Annotated in this window: 17 protein-coding genes; 9 read left to right on the forward strand and 8 right to left on the reverse strand. The window is 37.1% G+C overall.

Features of this window, described 5'->3' with window-relative positions; all coding sequences use genetic code 11:
* Positions 1-73 precede the first annotated feature (73 nt).
* Positions 74-649 (reverse strand): DUF4331 family protein, encoded by a 576-nt coding sequence (locus tag PGOND44_RS12570; protein ID WP_003442997.1) that lies wholly within the window; start codon positions 647-649, stop codon positions 74-76.
* A gap of 60 nt (positions 650-709) precedes the next feature.
* Positions 710-1,366 (reverse strand): DUF4331 family protein, encoded by a 657-nt coding sequence (locus PGOND44_RS12575; protein ID WP_003443000.1) that lies wholly within the window; start codon positions 1,364-1,366, stop codon positions 710-712.
* 284 nt (positions 1,367-1,650) lie between these two features.
* Between PGOND44_RS12575 and PGOND44_RS12580 the strand changes: the two genes are divergently transcribed.
* From PGOND44_RS12580 to PGOND44_RS12600, 5 genes are all read left to right on the forward strand, one after another.
* The gene (locus PGOND44_RS12580; protein WP_003443003.1) at positions 1,651-2,820 is read left to right on the forward strand and encodes an ATP-grasp domain-containing protein; all 1,170 of its coding nucleotides are present in this window, start codon (positions 1,651-1,653) and stop codon (positions 2,818-2,820) included.
* A gap of 51 nt (positions 2,821-2,871) precedes the next feature.
* Positions 2,872-3,099: a hypothetical protein gene (locus tag PGOND44_RS12585; protein WP_223810284.1), complete on the forward strand. Its 228-nt coding sequence runs from the start codon at positions 2,872-2,874 to the stop codon at positions 3,097-3,099.
* A gap of 39 nt (positions 3,100-3,138) precedes the next feature.
* The gene (locus PGOND44_RS12590; protein ID WP_003443024.1) at positions 3,139-4,704 is read left to right on the forward strand and encodes a GMC oxidoreductase; all 1,566 of its coding nucleotides are present in this window, start codon (positions 3,139-3,141) and stop codon (positions 4,702-4,704) included.
* A 46-nt stretch (positions 4,705-4,750) separates the two neighbouring features.
* A complete protein-coding gene (locus PGOND44_RS12595) occupies positions 4,751-5,140 on the forward strand; it encodes a hypothetical protein (RefSeq protein WP_003443028.1) in 390 nt (129 codons plus the stop codon).
* A gap of 76 nt (positions 5,141-5,216) precedes the next feature.
* Positions 5,217-5,510 carry a putative quinol monooxygenase gene (locus PGOND44_RS12600; protein ID WP_003443031.1) on the forward strand — a complete coding sequence of 98 codons (294 nt, stop codon included), beginning with the start codon at positions 5,217-5,219 and terminating at the stop codon, positions 5,508-5,510.
* Positions 5,511-5,603: 93 nt separating this feature from the next.
* Here the strand turns inward: PGOND44_RS12600 and PGOND44_RS12605 are convergent, their stop codons facing one another.
* A complete protein-coding gene (locus tag PGOND44_RS12605; protein WP_003443034.1) occupies positions 5,604-6,671 on the reverse strand; it encodes a methyltransferase in 1,068 nt (355 codons plus the stop codon).
* A 148-nt stretch (positions 6,672-6,819) separates the two neighbouring features.
* On the opposite strand from PGOND44_RS12605, the gene PGOND44_RS12610 reads away from it, so the two are divergent.
* Positions 6,820-7,641: an endonuclease/exonuclease/phosphatase family protein gene (locus tag PGOND44_RS12610; protein WP_003443037.1), complete on the forward strand. Its 822-nt coding sequence runs from the start codon at positions 6,820-6,822 to the stop codon at positions 7,639-7,641.
* Here the strand turns inward: PGOND44_RS12610 and PGOND44_RS12615 are convergent.
* On the reverse strand, positions 7,638-8,186 hold the full coding sequence (locus PGOND44_RS12615) for an NUMOD4 domain-containing protein (RefSeq protein WP_003443040.1): 549 nt from the start codon (positions 8,184-8,186) through the stop codon (positions 7,638-7,640). The genes PGOND44_RS12610 and PGOND44_RS12615 overlap by 4 nt on opposite strands.
* Positions 8,187-8,408: 222 nt before the next feature.
* On the opposite strand from PGOND44_RS12615, the gene PGOND44_RS12620 reads away from it, so the two are divergent.
* Both PGOND44_RS12620 and PGOND44_RS12625 read left to right on the forward strand, forming a co-directional pair.
* Positions 8,409-11,387 carry a SusC/RagA family TonB-linked outer membrane protein gene (locus tag PGOND44_RS12620; protein WP_003443043.1) on the forward strand — a complete coding sequence of 993 codons (2,979 nt, stop codon included), beginning with the start codon at positions 8,409-8,411 and terminating at the stop codon, positions 11,385-11,387.
* 18 nt (positions 11,388-11,405) lie between these two features.
* Positions 11,406-12,713, forward strand: coding sequence for a RagB/SusD family nutrient uptake outer membrane protein (locus tag PGOND44_RS12625; protein WP_003443046.1), 1,308 nt, complete (start codon positions 11,406-11,408; stop codon positions 12,711-12,713).
* A 61-nt stretch (positions 12,714-12,774) separates the two neighbouring features.
* On the opposite strand, the gene PGOND44_RS12630 is transcribed toward PGOND44_RS12625, so the two are convergent.
* Both PGOND44_RS12630 and dusB read right to left on the reverse strand, forming a co-directional pair.
* Positions 12,775-13,833: a serine hydrolase domain-containing protein gene (locus PGOND44_RS12630; RefSeq protein ID WP_003443053.1), complete on the reverse strand. Its 1,059-nt coding sequence runs from the start codon at positions 13,831-13,833 to the stop codon at positions 12,775-12,777.
* Between the two features lie 59 nt (positions 13,834-13,892).
* Entirely contained in the window at positions 13,893-14,885 is a 993-nt protein-coding gene (gene dusB / locus PGOND44_RS12635) for a tRNA dihydrouridine synthase DusB (RefSeq protein WP_003443056.1), read from the reverse strand.
* Positions 14,886-15,035: 150 nt separating this feature from the next.
* On the opposite strand from dusB, the gene lepA reads away from it, so the two are divergent.
* Positions 15,036-16,832: a translation elongation factor 4 gene (gene lepA, locus PGOND44_RS12640; RefSeq protein WP_003443060.1), complete on the forward strand. Its 1,797-nt coding sequence runs from the start codon at positions 15,036-15,038 to the stop codon at positions 16,830-16,832.
* Here lepA and PGOND44_RS12645 read toward each other — a convergent pair.
* Positions 16,829-17,920 carry an ABC transporter permease gene (locus PGOND44_RS12645; protein ID WP_003443063.1) on the reverse strand — a complete coding sequence of 364 codons (1,092 nt, stop codon included), beginning with the start codon at positions 17,918-17,920 and terminating at the stop codon, positions 16,829-16,831. The two genes, lepA and PGOND44_RS12645, sit on opposite strands and share 4 nt — an antisense overlap.
* A gap of 20 nt (positions 17,921-17,940) precedes the next feature.
* Positions 17,941-20,088, reverse strand: coding sequence for a carboxy terminal-processing peptidase (locus PGOND44_RS12650; protein WP_236611998.1), 2,148 nt, complete (start codon positions 20,086-20,088; stop codon positions 17,941-17,943).
* Positions 20,089-20,135 lie beyond the last annotated feature (47 nt).

Genomic DNA, 20,135 nt, shown 5'->3' on the forward strand with positions numbered 1-20,135 from the left:
TTTTGCTTTTTGGGCATTAAATAATAATCTGAAATGAGACCTCGCGACCTCATTCCAGACTATACTTATCATCTTACCAAGGTGTCGCTAAGTAAGGGAAAGAGTTTAAAAATTCTTTGTCGTTAGAACTTACATTATCACTAACCAATCCTGGGTTTTCTGGATTGGATAATCCGTCTTCACCACCAAATATGAGTATCAATTCTACATCGATAACATCATCGGCTAAAGCTCTACCTGTTAACACATTTGTCCCGTCGAAAAAGGTTGTTGGATCATCCAAAGAAACTGTAAGCACATCCGTAGCTAAAACCCCAGTAAACTGGGCCGCTGTAAATCCTAATGCATTGGCGTCGCTTGGGTTTGCTGGATCGTAAGCTGGGCTCAAAGCTTCTAGTTTAGTTTGAAATGGTCCTTGAAACATCTCTCCCATTTGTGAAGGCACTGTAGAATTAAATGTGTCTTTCATACCGTCATTTACAAATACGGTATTAATTGCTGGTCTTGCCATTTGGTCTTCCTGAATATAAGTTCCAGAAAAGTCTGGTCCTGTTGGCATATTTATTTGATCGTCGTCGCTACTGCAATTGATAGCAGTCATAGAAGCTAAGATCGCAACAGCAAATAATTTTATTTTATTGAATTTCATGTGAATTGTTTTTATTATTAATGGATTACCCTTGAAACGCTTAGGCTTCAAAAAGGTTAATTATTGTTTTCTTTTAGATTCTACCCAAGTGTTGATAGTTCCAGATCCACCAATCATGGACTTTGGCACTTCAACAACCACAGATAAAACGTTGGAACCTGAGAAGGTGTCATCTCCTGGGCTGTTAAATCCACCAGCTTCTCCATTGATAATAGCCGTGTATTGGTTAAAATCGAAAAAGAAAGGATCATCTCTTGGGCCTGCAAAGAATTTCATTCCACCAGTTTCTTTTACAATTGCAGATTCTCCGTATTTGGTAATATCAACTACACCAGCATTAGTCGTGGATGTTGATGAAAAATTGGTGTTCAATCCTGTTTGGCTTGGAGCAGTAGGTCCAAAGAAATACATCTGGCCGTCTCTAGGAATGGCCTGGATAACCAGATCTTCTACATTGTCACCGTCAGTATCAATGTTGATTTCAAGCATTACATTTTCGTCAAATGAAGCTCCTGCAGTGTTTCCTGGCGATAATAAGCCTTGTACACTGGCAACAAACACTATGTTTGATGTGTTTTCCCCTCTAAAGGCATAGAAATCTGTGATATCACTTGTACCACCAGCTACAGCGGGTGCATCAATGTGATCTGCTGCAATGGCAACGAATGTTGCAATACCTAATAGTGCTGCTGCCATTAAAATTTTTGTTTTTTTCATGATTTTTGAGATTTTGTTTATTATTAATTAAGGTCTCAATACTACTTACGCAAAAAGGATTGGTACGGTTGTGTTATTAAAATAAAATTTTGTTTTTTACTTAGGGTGAAGCAACTTGAACCCTTGAATAAATAGGAGATGAGCTATACTAAGCAAACACTTTATTTAAAATTAATTTCTAATTCTAGTCTTTTAAAAACCTCGAAGACTCCCGATTCTGATTCTATTTACTAAATTTAGGTTTTGAAAAGACTCTCATAAAAACATACTAGACTCGATAAAGAATGATATTGATAGACCACCCCTACGTTTCAGATTTTCTACTCAAAACGATTAAAGAGTATGATTTTGAAATTGTTTCTACTCCAGAAGCGAAGTCCTTAATTACTGATGATTCTCTAAATTGGATTTCTGAAAAGGAAGCGGCGAAGCAAATTATAAACACTTTAAATCCTCTGGTCTATACCAATTCTGAGAATTCGTTAGCCTGGGTTTTCAAACATCTAAAAGCTACTCGACTCCCTGAACAGATCCAACTGTTTAAAGACAAGCTTAAATTCAGAGAGCTCACTCAAGAGTTGTTTCCAGATGTCTTGTTTAGGAAAATTAAAATAGATGAAATCCAAACCCTAGATATCAATGACTTACAACTGCCCTTTGTTATTAAGCCTTCCTTGGGGTTCTTTAGTATTGGAGTTCATATTGTGCATAGCAAGTCAGATTGGTTTGCTGCTCAAAAAGAATTAACCTACGAGAATCTTAAAAGCATTTACCCTAAAGAGGTGATGGATGCGTCTACCTTTATTATTGAAGACTATCTGGAAGGAGAAGAATTTGCCGTAGATGCCTACTTTAATGCTGAAGGAGAAGTCGTTATTTTAAATATTCTCCACCATAAATTTTCTTCCAGCACCGATGTTAGCGACCGAGTCTACTCCACCTCTCAAGGCATTATTCGCAAATACAAAGACCCTCTTGAAGCCTTTTTAAAACCCATAGGTAAAAAGGCAGATTTAAAAAACTTCCCTCTACATCTAGAGGTCAGAATTAATGAGCAAGGCGTCATAAAACCCATAGAAATAAACCCCCTACGCTTTGGAGGCTGGTGTACAACTGGAGATCTTTCGTGGTATGCGTTTAAATTTAATTCCTACCACTACTTTATTGAAAACAAAAAACCAGATTGGGACGCGGTTTTTAAAAAGGATAAGGGTGAAATTTATAGCATTGTTTTATTGAACAACACGTCGGGATTTCAAGCTTCAGAAATCTCTCATTTCGACTTTGATAAGCTCAAGCGAGATTTGGAACACATAGTAGTCACTAGAACATTCGACTTTAATAAATACCCTGCCTTTGGCTTGTTATTTACGGAAACCAGTGAAGGGAATGAAAAAGAGTTGAACGACATACTCAACTCTGACTTAAGTAAATATGTAGTATTAAAACAGTGAATCTTAAACCCCTAAAATCGACTCAAAATCAAAATGAATAAAATTAAGTTAATGCTAATCTTACTATTTGTTGTTCCTTTAGAATGTTATAGCCATGAATCTAGCAATGGAATAAGGAACACAGCAATAAGTAGCGGAATAAGTTTAGGTACAGTTTTAGCTGTTGTAGCCTCTTGGGAAAGGAATAAATCAGTTTTATTAGCTTTTTTACACGGTATTTTCAGCTGGCTATATGTTATTTACTTTGTACTCACCAGAAAGCCTGGCGAAAAACTTTAAAAACAGATCGAGTTTAAGTAAATCCTTCACGGAAAAAATATGGAATACGATTATATCATCATAGGGAGTGGTTTTGGAGGTTCGGTTAGTGCTTTGCGATTATCTGAAAAGGGATATAAGGTTTTAGTCATTGAGAAAGGCAAATGGTACGAAGCCAAAGATTTCCCAAAAACCAACTGGAACTTTAGAAAGTGGCTATGGATACCCTTTTTAAGGTTTTTTGGTATTATGAAACTTTCCGTATTCAAACACATCGCCGTAATTTCTGGGACTGGTGTTGGAGGAGGCTCCTTGGTTTACGCCAACACCTTACCAACCCCTAAATCTGCTTTTTTCAATTCCGGAAGCTGGAAGGACTTAAACGATTGGGAAATTGAATTGAAGCCGTATTACGATGAAGCCTTAAGAATGTTGGGAGCTACAAAAAATCCAGAATTGTTTGATGGAGATTTGGGTCTCCAAAAGGTAGCCGAAAACTTAAACATCCAAAAGAAATTTGCCCCAACTCGTGTTGCCGTATTTTTCGGAAAACCAGGTCAAACCCAAAAAGATCCTTATTTCGATGGCCAAGGCCCAGAACGTTCGGGTTGTAATTTTTGCGGAGCCTGTATGACGGGTTGTAGACATAATGCAAAAAACACACTCGATAAAAACTACCTCTACTTCGCCCAAAAAAACGGCGCAGAAATACTGGCCGAAAATGAAGTTTATGATGTTCAACCTATCGTCACTAAAGACGGTTCTCAAGGTTATAATGTCTCTTTAAAAAGCAGTACAAAATTCTTCAGCAAACGCAAAACACTAAAAACTAAAGGGGTGATATTCTCAGGAGGCGTTTTGGGTACGGTAAAATTACTGCTAAAACTTAAAAAGAAATCCCTGCCTAATTTATCAGATAAACTGGGTGAAGATATCCGCAGTAACAATGAAACCCTAGTAAGTGTTACCGGACTGGACAAAGACAAAAACTATTCGAAAGGGGTAGCCATAGGAAGTATCTTGGATACCGATGAAAACAGTCATCTCGAAATTTGCAGATATGGTGAAGGCTCCGATGCCTGGAAGCTAGCGCACTTACCCTACGTAACGGGATCGAATGTAGTATCGCGACTTTTTAAAATTCTGATAAAGTTCTTAAAACATCCCGTTGATTATTTCAAGATTTATTTTGTGAACGGTTGGGCCAAGAACACAGTGGTTTTACTTTTTATGCAAACTCTGGACAGTACCTTAAAATTTAAACGGAACGCTCTGGGGCAGATGACTTCAACTGTTAGTTCAGGAAAGGCTCCTACGCCTTTTATTCCGGAATCTATAAAGCTGGTTAAAGCTTACCGCAAAGCGATAAACGGAGTGAGTACCTCTTTTTCTTTAGAAACATTGGCGGGTATTCCTTCTACAGCCCATATTTTAGGGGGAGCCGTGATGGGAAAGAATCCTTCCTCTGGAGTAATCGATAAGGACAATAAAGTTTTTAATTATCAGAACCTTCATGTGATTGATGGGTCTATGATTTCTGCAAATCCAGGAGTAAATCCATCCTTATCCATAACCGCTATTGCAGAACATGCCATGCACCAAATACCCGCAAAAAAAAAATTATAGCTAGTATTGTGACTTCACTCATCAAACACCCCTAACAGCCAATTCAATGGAAATTAAGTATTCAAAAAAAAGACTTAACCAGAATTTATATTTTGGAATTTTATGGTTAGTTCTTGGAAGCGCAGCAGCCGTTTTTACTGAAGCAGCCAATATTTTTAATTACGGATATCTATCGCTTGGTATTTTATACATTGCCACTTATCTTTTTGAAAAACACAAAAAATATCTTACAATAACCGACGCAATAATCTCAAAAAACAATGTATTTCCAAAGACCATACATCTAAGTGAAATCAAACGAATTAAAAAAATTGGCGCTGATTATATAGTGGAGGCGGAAACTACCAAATTGAAAATCGATACAGATTGGATTGACGAGAATTCACTTTCAGAATTAAAAACTTTTCTAGATCACTTAAGTTTAAAAAAAGATTAAACCTTTAGACATTAACTGAAAAAGCGAATTATTTACTTTAAATTTATGAAATAAGTAATAATATAAATTAAAATAAATGAAAAAGTTAGGCTTATTGATAACAGTGAAAGCTAAAAAGGAAAAAGGAGATGATGTGAAAGCATTCTTATCCAATGCGGTAAATCTTGCAAGAGAAGAGAAGGAAACTATAACCTGGTATTCCTTTCAAATTGATGAGTCTACCTTTGGAATATTTGATACGTTTGAAGACGAATCGGGAAGAGAGGCCCACCTCAACGGAAAGATAGCTAAGGAATTAATGGAAAACGCTCCTGAATTGCTAGCTGAAGAGCCTTCGATTAAAAAAATAGACGTTATGAGTAGTAAATAAGGCATCATATCAAGACTTACAAAAAAATAAAAAGGAGACTCATTTTTTCATAAGCAACGGTGACTGTTACACACTTGATAACCTATACTAGGTTCAACTATGTGTAAGTACCCAGAGCTCTACTTCTTCTGAGGTACGCCAATGCGCATCTCTTTTAGTTTTTTGAGAGGCCGCTCCTACAGATTTTTTGTAACACTTTTCCAATTGAAATCTGTTTCCTTCAGCTAATTCTGTCTCTATAGGATGACCAGTGGTTACTTTTGTTATTTGCGCTAAATTTGAGAAAATAAGTACGAGCTTCCCTTCAGGCAAGAGTCTTTTTTTGGCGGCAGTAAAAAAATCTGGAAATAAGGTTTCGTTATAATAAATAGCATTTTCCATACTTCCCAAGTCATGAGTTCTTGGCAACCAAGGTGGATTAAATACAATCAACTCAGTTTGCTTTTCCCATTTCCCAAAAAGATCTCCAAAATCCAATTCGATCTTCCGAGATAGCTTTGTGGTTCCCATAAATTCCTTTAATCCGATAATAGCATTAGGATTTGTATCTGTAGCATAGACTTTTTGAAAACCGTGTTGAACCATTTGCAAAGAGAGAACTCCGCTCCCTACTCCAACATCTATCGCTGTTTTTTTTGGCCCTTTGTAGCGTTTCAACCAATTATCAAAAAGAACTAAATGCTCGAATCGTGTTGGAAAGTAGGTTCCGTAATACGGATGTATTTTATTTCGCAGTACAGGTATGGAAACTCCATTTTTGTACCATTGCCAAGCACTATTCAAGCCTTGTACTTGTGGAAAGGTCAAAAAGAAATGATTGTTTTCTGAATACAGTTTTTCCAACCATCCAATACTAGGAGATCGCTTTGCCACTATTTTTTGATCAGTAATTTCCAGTAAAATGAGATTAGAAAGTCTAAAGTACTCTGCGCGATAGGCATGCTGCTCTTTGAAGGATTTGTTAGGTAGTTTACGCTTCAGATAATTATGCAATTCCTTAAGAAGGGATATGCCGTCATTATAAAACTCAGTGATAAGTATGGATTCACCTTGTACTAAGTTCTCGATCGTAGACCTGACATTACTTTCACGTTGAAACGACTTCTGTTCTTCACTAATCGCTATCGGTTGTGGCTTATTTATTTCTAGTTCAGCACTCATAGGTTGGTTTACGTTTTTTTAAAAATAAGTATTCGTTCTGCTTAATTCCGCAATTTATAGATAATAATTTAAAACTTTTTTAGAACTCAATCAATTGCATCTAAACACAAAGTCTCTATTTTTGAACGGATTTTTAATCTTCCACCCTATGGCTTTAAACAAATGCTCAGTTATTTTTTTAAGTTTACTATTTGTATCCACCATAAGCCTTGCTCAAGTTAAGATTAGCTCTTGGAACATTCGACATTTAGGAAACTCTAAATCCAAAAGTGAAATTGAATTTATGGCAGAAACCTTGCGGGATTTTGATGCTGTTGCCATTCAAGAAGTAGTCGCTGGAAATGGTGGTGCGCAGGCGGTGGCCAAACTAGCCGATGAACTCAACAGAAAAGGCTCACCTTGGGATTATGTGGTGAGTAACCCCACTCAAGGTGGAACTTATAGCTCGGAGCGGTATGCATTTCTTTGGAAAACCAACCGATTGAAAGTTGATAGAAAAGCGTGGTTAGACCTAGATTGTATCGAGGAGTTTGAGCGGGAACCTTATTTTATAAGATTCAAATTTGAAAATCAAGATTTCACGCTTGTGAATATTCACGCTGTTCCAAAATCTAAACAACCAGAGCGAGAATTAAAATATTTAAAGCTTTACCCCGAGCTTTATCCCGATGAGCACTTTATATTCTTAGGAGATTTTAATTTACCAGAAAGCCATAGTGTCTTTAATCCTTTAAAGTCTAATGGCTTTATTTCTGCACTGGTGAATCAAAAAACCAGTCTAAAAATGAAATGTAAAGCTGGAATTTGTCTAGCTTCAGAATATGACAATTTCTTTATAGACTCTAAAGCTTTTAAGATTCTAAAAACAGGCGTCGATTTGTTTTATGACACATTCTCGGACTTAAAATCGGCTAGAATGATTTCAGATCATATCCCCATTTGGGTTGAATTTGATTTCAACTCAAATTAGTAATCGGTCACCGTCCCCCAATTTTCTCCACTTTTAATTCGGTAAAGTTGCATTTCTGAAATCCCAAACTGTTTAGCAATCATTTTCATACGAGTGCGACGGTTAGGGTCATGGATCTTGCGTTTAATAAGTCTTACCTTAGCTTCGGTAAGTTTGGAGTACGTCCGCTTTTTAGGTCTATTGAGATACTCTGGATTAGTAAATTGGTGGTTTTCTTTCTCCTTTTTGGTTGCCCACTTTAAGTTTTCGACCTTATTATCTTTTTTGTCATAATTGAGATGAATGACATAGATCCCGTCACCTTGTTCCAGAAAATGTTGTGCAACCAACTTATGAACGTAACGACTGGTTGACTTTCCGTTCGCTTTTTGTTTCAGGGGAATGGTTTGGTACCCATTAATAAAAAACTCCTTGACCAACACCTCTCTAAAAGATTGGCATTTTATAAGCCTTCCATAGTTGGAAACCTTATACTTTTCGGTATCCGCAATCTTTTCGTCGAAGACCACGGGCTTCCATTGCTCGTTCCAGTAATTTCGAATCATTTTCTCTTTATTTTGAAATAAATCAATACTTAGGATGAGGAATTGATTTTCAAAAATAGATTTGAGTATGATGCAATTTAATCTATTCTTTTAAAATACTACTGATAAATTTACTTTTTAAAAAAAACCCATTCAAATGTTAAAAATTATAACAAAAGCAATAATTATTAACTTAAAGTTATATTAAAAACATAGATTGGTTTAACAAACTAAATAATTGATATGAAAAAATTTAAACAAAAAGCGCTGAGCTTTCTTGTGTTTTTTGCCTTTCTACCTGGATTGGTATTAGCACAAGAAACACTTACAGGAAAAACAATTGAAAAATCCACAGGTAACATTATACCATTTGTTAACGTGGTGGAAAAAGGAACCTCCAACGGGACGACAAGTAACATGAATGGTGAATTTTCTTTATCTGTGGAAAAGTTGCCCACAACTTTAAGATTCACCTATCTAGGATATGAGTCTCAAGAAATAAATGTCAGCACTTCTTCACCACTTACGGTTTCGTTTATTGAATCTGCTGCAGCTTTGGAGGAAGTGGTCATTACAGGTTTAGCGACTTCCGTAAAACGATCTAATGCTGCAAATGCGGTTTCTTCTATCTCTTCTCAGGAATTGGTAGGCAGGGCTTCTCAACCTACTTTGGATGGAGCTTTAGCTGGTAAATTTGCGGGAGCTTTGGTCACAAGAAATTCTGGTGCTCCTGGCGGTGGTATTTCTGTAAAACTTAGGGGAATTACATCGGTCTTTGGAAATTCTCAGCCTCTTTATATTGTAGATGGTGTTTATATCGACAACAGTAGTGTTTCTGGAGCAGGACTTAATTTTGTTTCTCGAGCAGCTGCTGGTGGAAGTTCATCTTCTCAAGATAACCCTTCCAATAGAATTGCAGACTTGGAGGCCAATGATATTGAGCGGGTAGAAATACTGAAAGGAGCTTCAGCGGGAGCCATTTATGGTGCGCGTGCTGCTGCTGGGGTAATTATAATTACAACCAAACGCGGAAAAGCAGGCGATACTAAAGTTTCCGTTCAACAAGAATTAGGATTTAACTCTATTATAAACTTCAGAGGCCAAAGGAATTATACCCGGGAAATTGCAGAGAATGGATTTGGAGAAGGGCAAGGAGACCTGTTTGCTCAAGCTGAACAAAATGGAAACCTAGTTGATTATGAAAAGGAAGTTTTTGGAGAAGAAGGCTTTATAAGTAATACCTATGCCAGCATTTCTGGAGGATCGGACAACACGACTCTTTATGGATCGTTCTCCAACCGAGAAGAAAATGGAATCGTAGAAAATACAGGCTACAATAAAAAGTCTGCTAGACTGAATGTCGTTCACAACTTTTTTGATGATAAAATGAAATTATTTGTAGGGGCTAATTATATAGATTCCAGCTCGGATAGAGGATTTTTTAATAACGACAATTCTGGATCTACGATTGGAGTTACACTTACATCCCTTCCACCTTGGGCACAACTTTCCCCAAATGAAAACGGAGTCTATCCCTTCAACCCCTACGGAGGGTCTAATCCACTTCAAACTATAGCCTTGATCACTAACCGCGAAAATGTAAATAGATTTATTTTGGGGAGTACCTTAGATTATGACGTTTACCAAGGCGAAAACTCAAGTCTAAAAGCACAGTTTAGATTTGGACTTGATTTTTATCAATTGCAGACAAGAGCTTTATTTCCGAAAGAGCTCCAATTTATGGATCCTGCAAACGGGGGCCTTAACGGAGTAAGTGCTTTAGGAAATACTAAAAACAGGAATAACAACTATTCTGCCTTTTTAGTCCACACTTATTTTACTGACGACAATATCACCTTCACTTCTCAAGGTGGTATAACCAGAGAAAGTTTTTCTATAAACACAGTCAATAGTGTGGCTTCAGACCTCATTGGTTCTGAAACAAATTTGGACCAGGCTGGGAATATAAATGTAAATCAATTCCGAAGAGATCAAGATGACTCAGGCTTCTTCGTTCAAGAAGAAGTGAATTACCAAGATAAGCTTATAGGAACCATTGGTGTAAGAGCAGATAAATCTTCAAACTTTGGAGATGCGAACACTCTATTTTACTATCCAAAAGCGTCACTAGCGGTGAATCTTCATAATTTTGATTTTTGGAAAAGCGATTTCCTTACAGATTTCAAACCAAGAATTGCTTATGGTGAAGCTGGGAATTTTGCACCGTTTGGGGCTTTGTTCACTACTTTAGTAGGAAATTCAATAGGAGGACTTCCTGGTATTGGAGTTCCAGCGACTTTAGGGGATGCCACAATTGATCCTGAACGCCAAAAAGAATTGGAATTTGGATTTGATGCTGGTCTTTTAGATAATCGGGTCAGATTACAAGCTTCTTATTATATCAAAGAAGTTGATGATTTAATTCTTCAAGCTCAAAATGAACCCTCTTCAGGATTTACACAGCGATTTTCAAACGCTGGTAGCTTAAGAAATAAAGGACTAGAACTCACCCTAGACGCTGATGTGTTACGAGATGGTGATTTCAAATGGAGTACTAATGTTATTTTCTTTAGAAACAGATCTGAAGTCACCAGACTTGATGTTGATCCTTTCGATTTAGGTGGTTTTGGTACCGGCTTAGGAACTTTTAGAGTTCAGGAAGGTAGAAGTGTTACTCAAATTGTTGGAAATAATGCCGAAGGCAATGTGATAAAATTGGGAGATGCAGAGCCAGACTTTCAAATGACATTTACTAATAATTTCAGTTATAGAAACTTTGACCTTTCCTTTCTATGGCATTGGAAAGAAGGCGGAGACAACATTAACTTAACGACTTTGCTAACCGACCTCGGACAAACTTCTAATGATTATGATGATTTTAGTTTAGACCCAAGTGGACAATTGAGTAATGGTAATTTTAGAATAAATTCCTTAGGTAACGGTATTGCAGCTCCTTTTGTAGAAGATGCTTCTTACCTGAGATTAAGAGAAATAGCTCTAAGTTATACTGTTCCGGATAAGGTAGTTCAAAGTCTTTTTAAAGGCTATGTTTCCAATATCAAGATGGGATTGACGGGATTGAACTTAGTCAACTTCTTTGATTACAATAGTTATGATCCTGAAGTCTCCAATTTTGGCTCAAACGGATTATCAACAGGAGTAGAGGTCACACCATACCCAACATCAAAACAATATTTATTTAGAATAAAAATGGACTTTTAATCAAAAAAATATAGACTTATGAAATTAATACATAAAATCTTATTCTTATCTTTAATTTGCCTTATGACTTTGTCATGTGAGCTGGAAGATGGAGAAAATCTAAATGGGCCTACTGCTGAATCCATACAGGACGGTATTACCCGTGGTGAACTAGAACAAGCCATTACAGGTGTGCTTTCGGATATGCGATTGAGAATTGACACCCAAGTCGACGGCCAATCTTTGGCTGGACGAGAATATTACAGATTTCAAAGTTCAGACCCTCGTTGGTCTTCAGATGTGATGACTGGAAATTTAGACAACAATACGTTTTACACCACAACTCCTTACAGTGCTAGATACACTGTGATTAAGAATGCTAATTTGATAATAGAAGGTATAGGAAATAGTGAAGGGATTTTTACCGAGGCCGAAAAAAGTCTTTCTGAAGGCTTCCTGAATACTATTAAAGCCCACGAACTTTTGATGGTACTTAACCAGCAATATCAAAATGGAATTCGAGTTGACGTGTCTGATCCGAATAATTTGGGCCCTTTTTTAGGTTATGATGAAGCTATTGCTTTTATTTCTACTCTTCTAGGAGAAGCTGCAACGCAGTTGCAAAATGGTGGAGACGAATTTCCTTTTTCTCTACCTGAGGGTTTTACTATTGCTGCAACTCCTGCAGACTTTTTTCAATTCAACAAAGCTATTCATGCTAGAGTTGAGGTCTATAGAGGAAACTATACAGATGCTGAATCCCTATTGGAAGACTCCTTTATGAATTTAAATGGAGATCTTAGTGAAAGTATTTATTTTACATTTTCACAATCCGGACTAGATTTTCCTAATCCATTGTTTTTTAGTGTTAATCAAACAGTAGCCAATGCCAGAATTGCACATCCTTCATTTATTGAAGACACGTTAACGGGCGATAGCAGAATTAGTAAAGTAGTGAGAAGAGAGGAAGTCTTAACTCAATCAGATTTAAGCGGTATTTACAATGTTTTCGTTTATGACAATATTGTAGATAATGTAGATATTATTAGAAATGAAGAACTTATTCTTCTTTATGCTGAAGCTTTACATATTTCAAATCCAAGTGAGGCTATCAATGCTATTAATATTGTAAGAAACGCAGCAGAGCTTGATGATTATACAGGAGGGGATTCTCCAGCTGAACTCGTTGATGAAATTTTATTGCAACGGCGATATTCTCTTTTTGCTGAAGGTGGACACAGGTGGATAGATATGAGACGTTTTAACAGGCTTGATCAACTTCCAAATGACAGACCAGGTGACAATGTTTTCGTTCAGTTCCCAACTCCTGCTGCAGAAAACAGGTAGAAATCATATAGACAAATTTTATTTAAAAGCGCTGTGTTTAAAAACACAGCGCTTTATTTTTTTAAAACGCACTTAAGAGTTTAAATCCCAGTTCGTCTATACGTGAGGCATTAGGATGAAATGCAGACACATTAGTTAAGACAATAACAGCCTTTTGAATTTCAGGAATAACGAAAACAGAAGCAGAATAACCGCCGGTCCCACCATTATGCCAATATAAATCATGGCCTTGCTCATCTTGCAAAATATGCCATCCCAAGCCAATCCTTAAATTTGCATTGACCAAAAAAGTAGGTAAGGTCGTTAATGAAAACGCAGTTTCCGTATCCTCAAAATGGGCCTTAACAAATTTTGAGAGGTCAGCGGTAGAAGATAATACTCCACCAGCACCAGCAAGTACTCCCATGTCCCAGACGGGTGTAGGATTTCCATCTTGATCCAAGCCTTGAACCAAATTTGACTCAACAAGATTGCTGTCTAGTGTAGAATTTTTCATCCCTAGGGGCTGAAATATTTTTTCTGAAAGTAAGTCGTCAAAGGTTTTATCTGTAGCATTTTCTAAAACATTCGCCAGAATGCCAGCCCCCAAATTTGAATATTGATAGCTAGGCTCTGTGGTATTTTGTAGTTCCATTTCTGTGGTTAAGTAAAACTCCAGATCTGCTTCGGTATAATTAAGGTAAGGATTTTTAGGGTCTGCTAAAGCTAAGTTCAAGTTAGAAGGAAGCCTTGGTAAGCCAGAGGTGTGGTTGGAAAGTCTTTCTAACGTAATTGAAGTATTGGCAAGTGGAAAGCTAAAAAACTGCTGAAGCGAATCTGTTAATTTCAATGTCTTATCAACAACAAGACTTGCCAAAAGTGTAGAGGTGAAAACTTTGGTCACCGATCCAATCTGAAAAACCGATGCACTGTTATCTAATTTATTTATTGTGTCAGAGAATTTTACTTGCCCGTAATAGTAAGTGTCCTCGTGGTCAATTAATGCTACAGAAAATTGAGTTTGAGATGGGAATTCAGTTAAGTAATTTTTTAAAGTTTGACGAATCTTTTCATCAAGACTTTGAGCGTATGAACTGAGGCCAAGCATCATCACCAAAGTGGTTAAAAAATATAATTTCATCCTTCTTAAGTTTAAATGAAAACTATGTGTTTCAAAAGAAAAAAAGAGTTTGAGATGGATTAAACAAACTGGTAGTCTGAAAACTTATCTTCAACCTCATCAAAAGTAGCAAATACATCTTCCGAGTGATCGGAAGTTACCATTTTCATCCTGTAATCTTTAAAATGAGGAATCCCCTTAAAGTAATTGGTGTAATGTCGTCGAGTTTCAAAAACACCTAGCTTCTCCCCTTTCCAATCGATGGCCATTTGGAGATGACGTCTGGCAATATCAACGCGTTCTACCAAAGAAGGCGGTTCACAATGCGTTCCAGTTTCAAAATAGTGTTTTACCGCTTTGAAAAACCAAGGCGATCCTATGCTTGCCCGACCAATCATTGCCCCATCGAGTCCATATTCATCTCGCATAAGTACTGCTTTTTCTGGACTATCCACGTCCCCGTTTCCAAAGACAGGAATATGCATCCGCGGGTTGTTCTTGACTTCTGCAATAGGTTTCCAATCTGCTTCTCCCTTATACATTTGAGCTCTTGTACGCCCATGAATTGAAATGGCTTTACAACCTACATCTTGAAGCCGCTCTGCAACTTCATAGATTTTAATAGAATCATGATCCCAGCCTAATCGGGTCTTAACAGTTATAGGGAGATGAGTATGTTTCACCATTTCTTCGGTGAGCTTCACCATAAGATCTACATCTTTCAAAATACCTGCTCCTGCTCCTTTTGAAACCACTTTTTTAACTGGACACCCAAAATTGATATCTATAACATCTGGCTTCGTCTTTTCAACAATTTCCACAGACCTCAACATCGAATCGAGATTTGCGCCAAAAATCTGAATACCAACTGGGCGTTCTTTTTCGTAAATGTCAAGCTTTTGAAGGCTTTTGGCAGCATCACGAATCAATCCTTCAGAAGAAACAAATTCAGTATACACCATGTCCGCACCGTATTCCTTACAAAGCGCTCTAAAGGGAGGATCGCTTACGTCCTCCATGGGTGCGAGAAGTAATGGAAATTCTCCGAGGTCTATGTTATCTATCTTAGCCAAAATTTTTTATTGCAAAAATACAGAATTATAAACAATTCCCATAAAGCTTTTAACAGAGAGAAATATAAGCCTCTCAAGCCAAACAATTCCTTTATATTTGCGGAGATAAATTCAAATGCTTTTTAAGCATTTGTACAGGACAAACGGACTATGAAGAATATTCGAAATTTTTGCATAATAGCTCATATAGACCACGGAAAAAGCACCTTAGCCGATCGTTTATTAGATTTTACGAAATCTGTGACAGAACGTGAACGAAAGGAGCAACTTCTAGACAGTATGGATTTGGAGCGTGAACGTGGAATTACCATAAAAAGCCACGCCATCCAAATGGTCTATAATTATAAAGGTGAAGAATTTGTCTTCAATCTTATCGATACGCCAGGACATGTGGATTTTTCTTACGAAGTATCTCGATCTATAGCAGCTTGCGAAGGAGCTTTACTCATCGTAGATGCCGCACAAAGCATTCAAGCGCAAACGATTTCAAATTTATATCTAGCTTTAGAAAATGATTTAGAGATTATTCCAGTCCTCAATAAAGTAGATTTGCTTAGTGCTAGCCCAGATGAGGTCACCGATGACATTGTAGATTTAATCGGTTGTAATCGAGAAGATGTCATTAGAGCAAGTGCAAAAAACGGCACTGGTATAGAAGAAATATTAAATGCTATTGTAGAGCGTATTCCTTCTCCAAAAGGGGATCCTGAAGCTCCGTTAAGAGCTTTGGTTTTCGATTCTGTTTATAATCCTTTCCGTGGGATTGAAACTTACTTTAGAGTTTTTGATGGAAGCATTAAAAAGGGTCAACATATTAAATTTGTCGCGACTGGTAAAAATTATTTTGCAGATGAAGTGGGGACTTTAAAACTGGTTCAATTTCCCAAAAAAGAGATCAAAGCTGGAGATGTGGGCTACCTGATTACGGGGATTAAAAATGCAAAAGAAGTAAAAGTTGGAGATACCATTACCGACGCTGAAAATCCTACCAAAAATACAGTTGCTGGTTTTGAAGAGGTGAAACCCATGGTTTTTGCAGGGATCTATCCTGTCGAGACTGATGAATACGAAGAGTTGAGATCTGCAATGGAAAAACTTCAGCTAAACGATGCTTCGCTGGTTTTTGCACCAGAGAGTTCAGCAGCTTTAGGTTTTGGCTTTAGATGTGGTTTTTTAGGAATGCTTCACTTGGAAATTATTCAAGAACGTCTAGAACGTGAGTTTGACATGGTTGTTATTACAACTGTCCCTAACGTATCTTACAACGCTTTCACCTTAAAAGATAAGGACAAAGCTATTGTCGTTAGCAATCCAACCGATTTACCAGAACCCTCTTACTTAGACCGTGTTGAAGAGCCTTTTATAAAAGCGAGTATTATCACAAAATCAGGTTACATAGGCCCTGTGATGTCCCTTTGTATAGAAAAACGAGGACAAATCACCAACCAGTCTTACCTCACTCAAGATCGTGTAGAACTGAGTTTTGATATGCCCCTAGCTGAAATTGTTTTCGATTTTTATGATCGATTAAAAACGGTTTCCAAAGGCTATGCATCCTTCGATTATTCGCCAATTGGAATGCGAAAATCCAAATTGGTAAAAGTAGACGTACTATTAAACGGTAATAGTGTAGACGCCCTTTCTGCTTTACTTCACGCTGACAATGCTTACGATATTGGGAAAAGAATCTGTGAGAAACTAAGAGAACTTATCCCTAGACAGCAGTTCGATATCCCTATTCAAGCGGCTATCGGTGCAAAAATTATTGCTAGAGAAACGGTTAAAGCTTTAAGAAAAGACGTGACGGCTAAATGTTACGGTGGTGATATTTCTCGTAAGCGAAAACTTTTAGAGAAGCAGAAAAAAGGAAAAAAACGTATGCGACAAGTCGGAAATGTAGAAATTCCACAAGAAGCGTTTATGGCTGTTCTAAAATTAAATGATTAATTTTTCACATCTAGGGCATCTCTAAGCGCATTTCCTACAAGCATAAAGGCCATCACTAAACTCATTATTCCTAAACCAGGAATAATAGCGAGATAGGCTTTTCCCAATATAATATAGCTATAATGATCTTTGATCATAGCGCCCCAACTTGGCGTAGGAGGCTGAGCGCCTATGCCTAAAAAGCTAAGTCCACTTTCTATCAATATAGCGGCGGCGAAGTTGGCCGCAGATATAACAATTACAGGAGCCATGATGTTAGGGAGGATATGTTTTGTAATAATTCTTTGATTTTTGAACCCCAATGCTCTTGCGGCTGTAACGTATTGTGAAGATTTTACACTCATCACTTGACCTCTAACCACTCTAGCAACTTCCACCCACATCGTTAAGCCTACCGCTATAAATACCTGCCAAAATCCTTTTCCCAAGGCTAGCGTTATGGCAATGACTAAAAGCAAAGTAGGTATGGACCAAGTGACGTTGATAAGCCACATCACTACAGCATCGATTTTCCCTCCATAATATCCTGATATTGACCCTAAAAAAATACCGAGCACAAGCGATATTAACACTGAAATAAATCCTACTGAAAAAGAGATTCTTATCCCAATAAGCATCCGGCTTAGCAGATCTCTACCATATTTATCGGTTCCCAACCAATAGGTTTTGGTAGTCACAAGTTCAGATACATCTCCTTCGAAATCTATCTGAGATACATCAATTTCATTCTCTAAAGCAGCCTCTTCCATACCGTATTCGAGATAGTAGAGTTTATCGCCTTGTTCTTTGTAGGATTGAATAGGGATAATAGTATTCGCTGTTTTATCTCCAAAAAATGATTTGGAGAACCAAGATTGCTGATCTTGATTAGGACTGGGCAACACAATAACTTTGGTTGTAAACCCAGGGGATTTCGAATGAATACTCAACGCCATGTTATTGGCATTTTCTGAATCGTCTGGAGATAATAGGTAGGCAAAAACACCTATAAATAAACAAGCAACGACATACCAAAAACTCAAGACCCCCCAAATATTTTTTTTAAATTTTTGGAGGGCTAAGTAAGTTAAAGACGTATTTCTGGTCAAACTTCTAGAATTACACCTAATTAATCTTTTCTTGCTGCAAGTTTGATAGAGCTTTCATCGACGTTTAAATCTTGAAGTACATTTATAGCTTCTTGTACATAAACATCTTTCGATAAGCTTTCATGCCATCTCTTTCTCTTTTGGGTTAAAGAGGAATCTTGAGCCATAAGAGACTCTTCATAAGGCAAAGAGCTATAGGTGAGATCTGTTTTGTAATTATTTATTTTATCAAACTTTTCAGACATATTTTTTACCTCAGCCATTTCTCTATCATAGTTGGCATAGTTTAAACTATATGAGTTTTGATTTCTTTGAGCATTGATCCATTTGGCATTTTCATCTATCAATTTGATTTGAGCGTTGTCGGACAAGCGATCTCTACTCGAAGCAATTACCTTTTCTAGATTAGAATACCCTCTCCAAGTTTTATAATCTGCAGGAGCAATTTTGTCCCATGGCATTGGATTTTCATAATCTCTTTCGCCAATATCGATATAAGAATATCGGTCGGGAACAGCAACATCACTTTCTACACCCTTAAGTTGGGTGGATCCTCCATTGATTCTGTAAAATTTCTGAGTCGTAATTTTAAGTGCTCCCATATCTCCAAAAGAGCTGTTTCTCATCCAACGATTAAGATCTACAACATTCTGCACAGTTCCTTTACCATACGTTTGCTTACTACCAATCACAACAGCTCTATTGTAATCCTGCATAGCCGCAGCTAAAATCTCTGAAGCTGATGCCGATAATTCATTTACGAGTATAACCAGTGGTTTGTCCCAAATCACATCGGCATCTGTATCTTTTAAAACTTCTGTATTATTTTTTGCATCTCTAACTTGAACCACAGGACCATTTTCAATAAAAAAGCCTGCAATATCGACTACCGTAGATAAAGAACCACCTCCATTATTTCTGAGATCTATCACCAAACCTTCTGCTCCAATTTCGTTAAGACGAATCAATTCTTTTTTGATATCTGAAGCTGCATTACGTTCATCATAATCTTGCATATCAAAATAAAATTTAGGCAAATTGATGATACCATAAGACTTTCCGTTTTTTATTACTGTTGAAGATTTAGCATAGGTTTCTTCAATCTCTACAACATCCCTTATAATGTTGATTGTTTGAGAGCTTCCATCTACTTTTTTAACGGTTAATGTTACTTTGGTACCCTTAGGGCCTTTAATGAGATCCACCGCGTCGTCGAGTCGCATTCCACGGATGTCTACGGGTTCAGCTTCATCCTCTTGTTTCACTTTTTGAATCAAGTCACCAACTTCAAGCTCTCCATTAGTCCATGCTGGACCTCCAGAAATCACCTCAACAATCTTTACGTTGTCTCTTTCTTTTTGCAACCTTGCTCCAATTCCTTCTAGTTTACCCGACATCGAAATATCGAACCTGTCCTTGTCTTGAGGAGCAAAATAATTTGTGTGTGGATCGAATTGACTTACCACAGAATTGATGTATAAATTGAACCAATCTTTTCTCTCAAGATTAGACATCGCATCGAAATAATTTTCTATAGATTCTTTGGTAATCTCACGAGCTTCTTTCTCCAGCTCTACATCAGATTTTTTGTCTACCTCTTCACCATTTTTTATTTTCTCTACCTGTTCTTCTTTCAGATCATGGAACGAAGAAAGTGTTGAAAACTTGAATTGCTGTCTCCATCGTTTTTTTAATTCAGATGTACTAGAGGCATACTCTAGTTTTTCGTAATCTGTATTAATCATTTCTTGTTCTTGAAAATTGAAGGGCTTTTCGAGCAATTCTGCGTAAAATCCTTTAGCCTCTTCCATTCTTTGGGTTAGAATTTCGACAGTAAGGTTGAAAAAAACTAAATTTTTATTTTCAATCTGATCATCAATCTGAGTTCTAAAAGCTTCAAAATCTTGAAAATCACTAACTAAAAAATGTCTTTTAATAGGATCTAAACCTTGGATGTAATCTTTGAAAACAGCCTCAGAAAATTCATCATCTATCTCTTTCATGTCAAAATGGCCTTGCTCAATCACGTGAGTGATAAGCTCAATAAGGACTTTGTCTTTATCCGAATCTTCATCAAAATCTTTAGTTGTAAAACTACAAGATGTGACAGACAGGAGAGTTACTAATAATAAAATAACAAAATTGCGTCTTACTTTGTATCGTTTCATCGTATCAAAATTCATTAAAACTTAAGTTACTAATGTAATATTTTCTA

This window comes from Psychroflexus gondwanensis ACAM 44, assembly GCF_000355905.1.
GTDB lineage: Bacteria > Bacteroidota > Bacteroidia > Flavobacteriales > Flavobacteriaceae > Psychroflexus > Psychroflexus gondwanensis.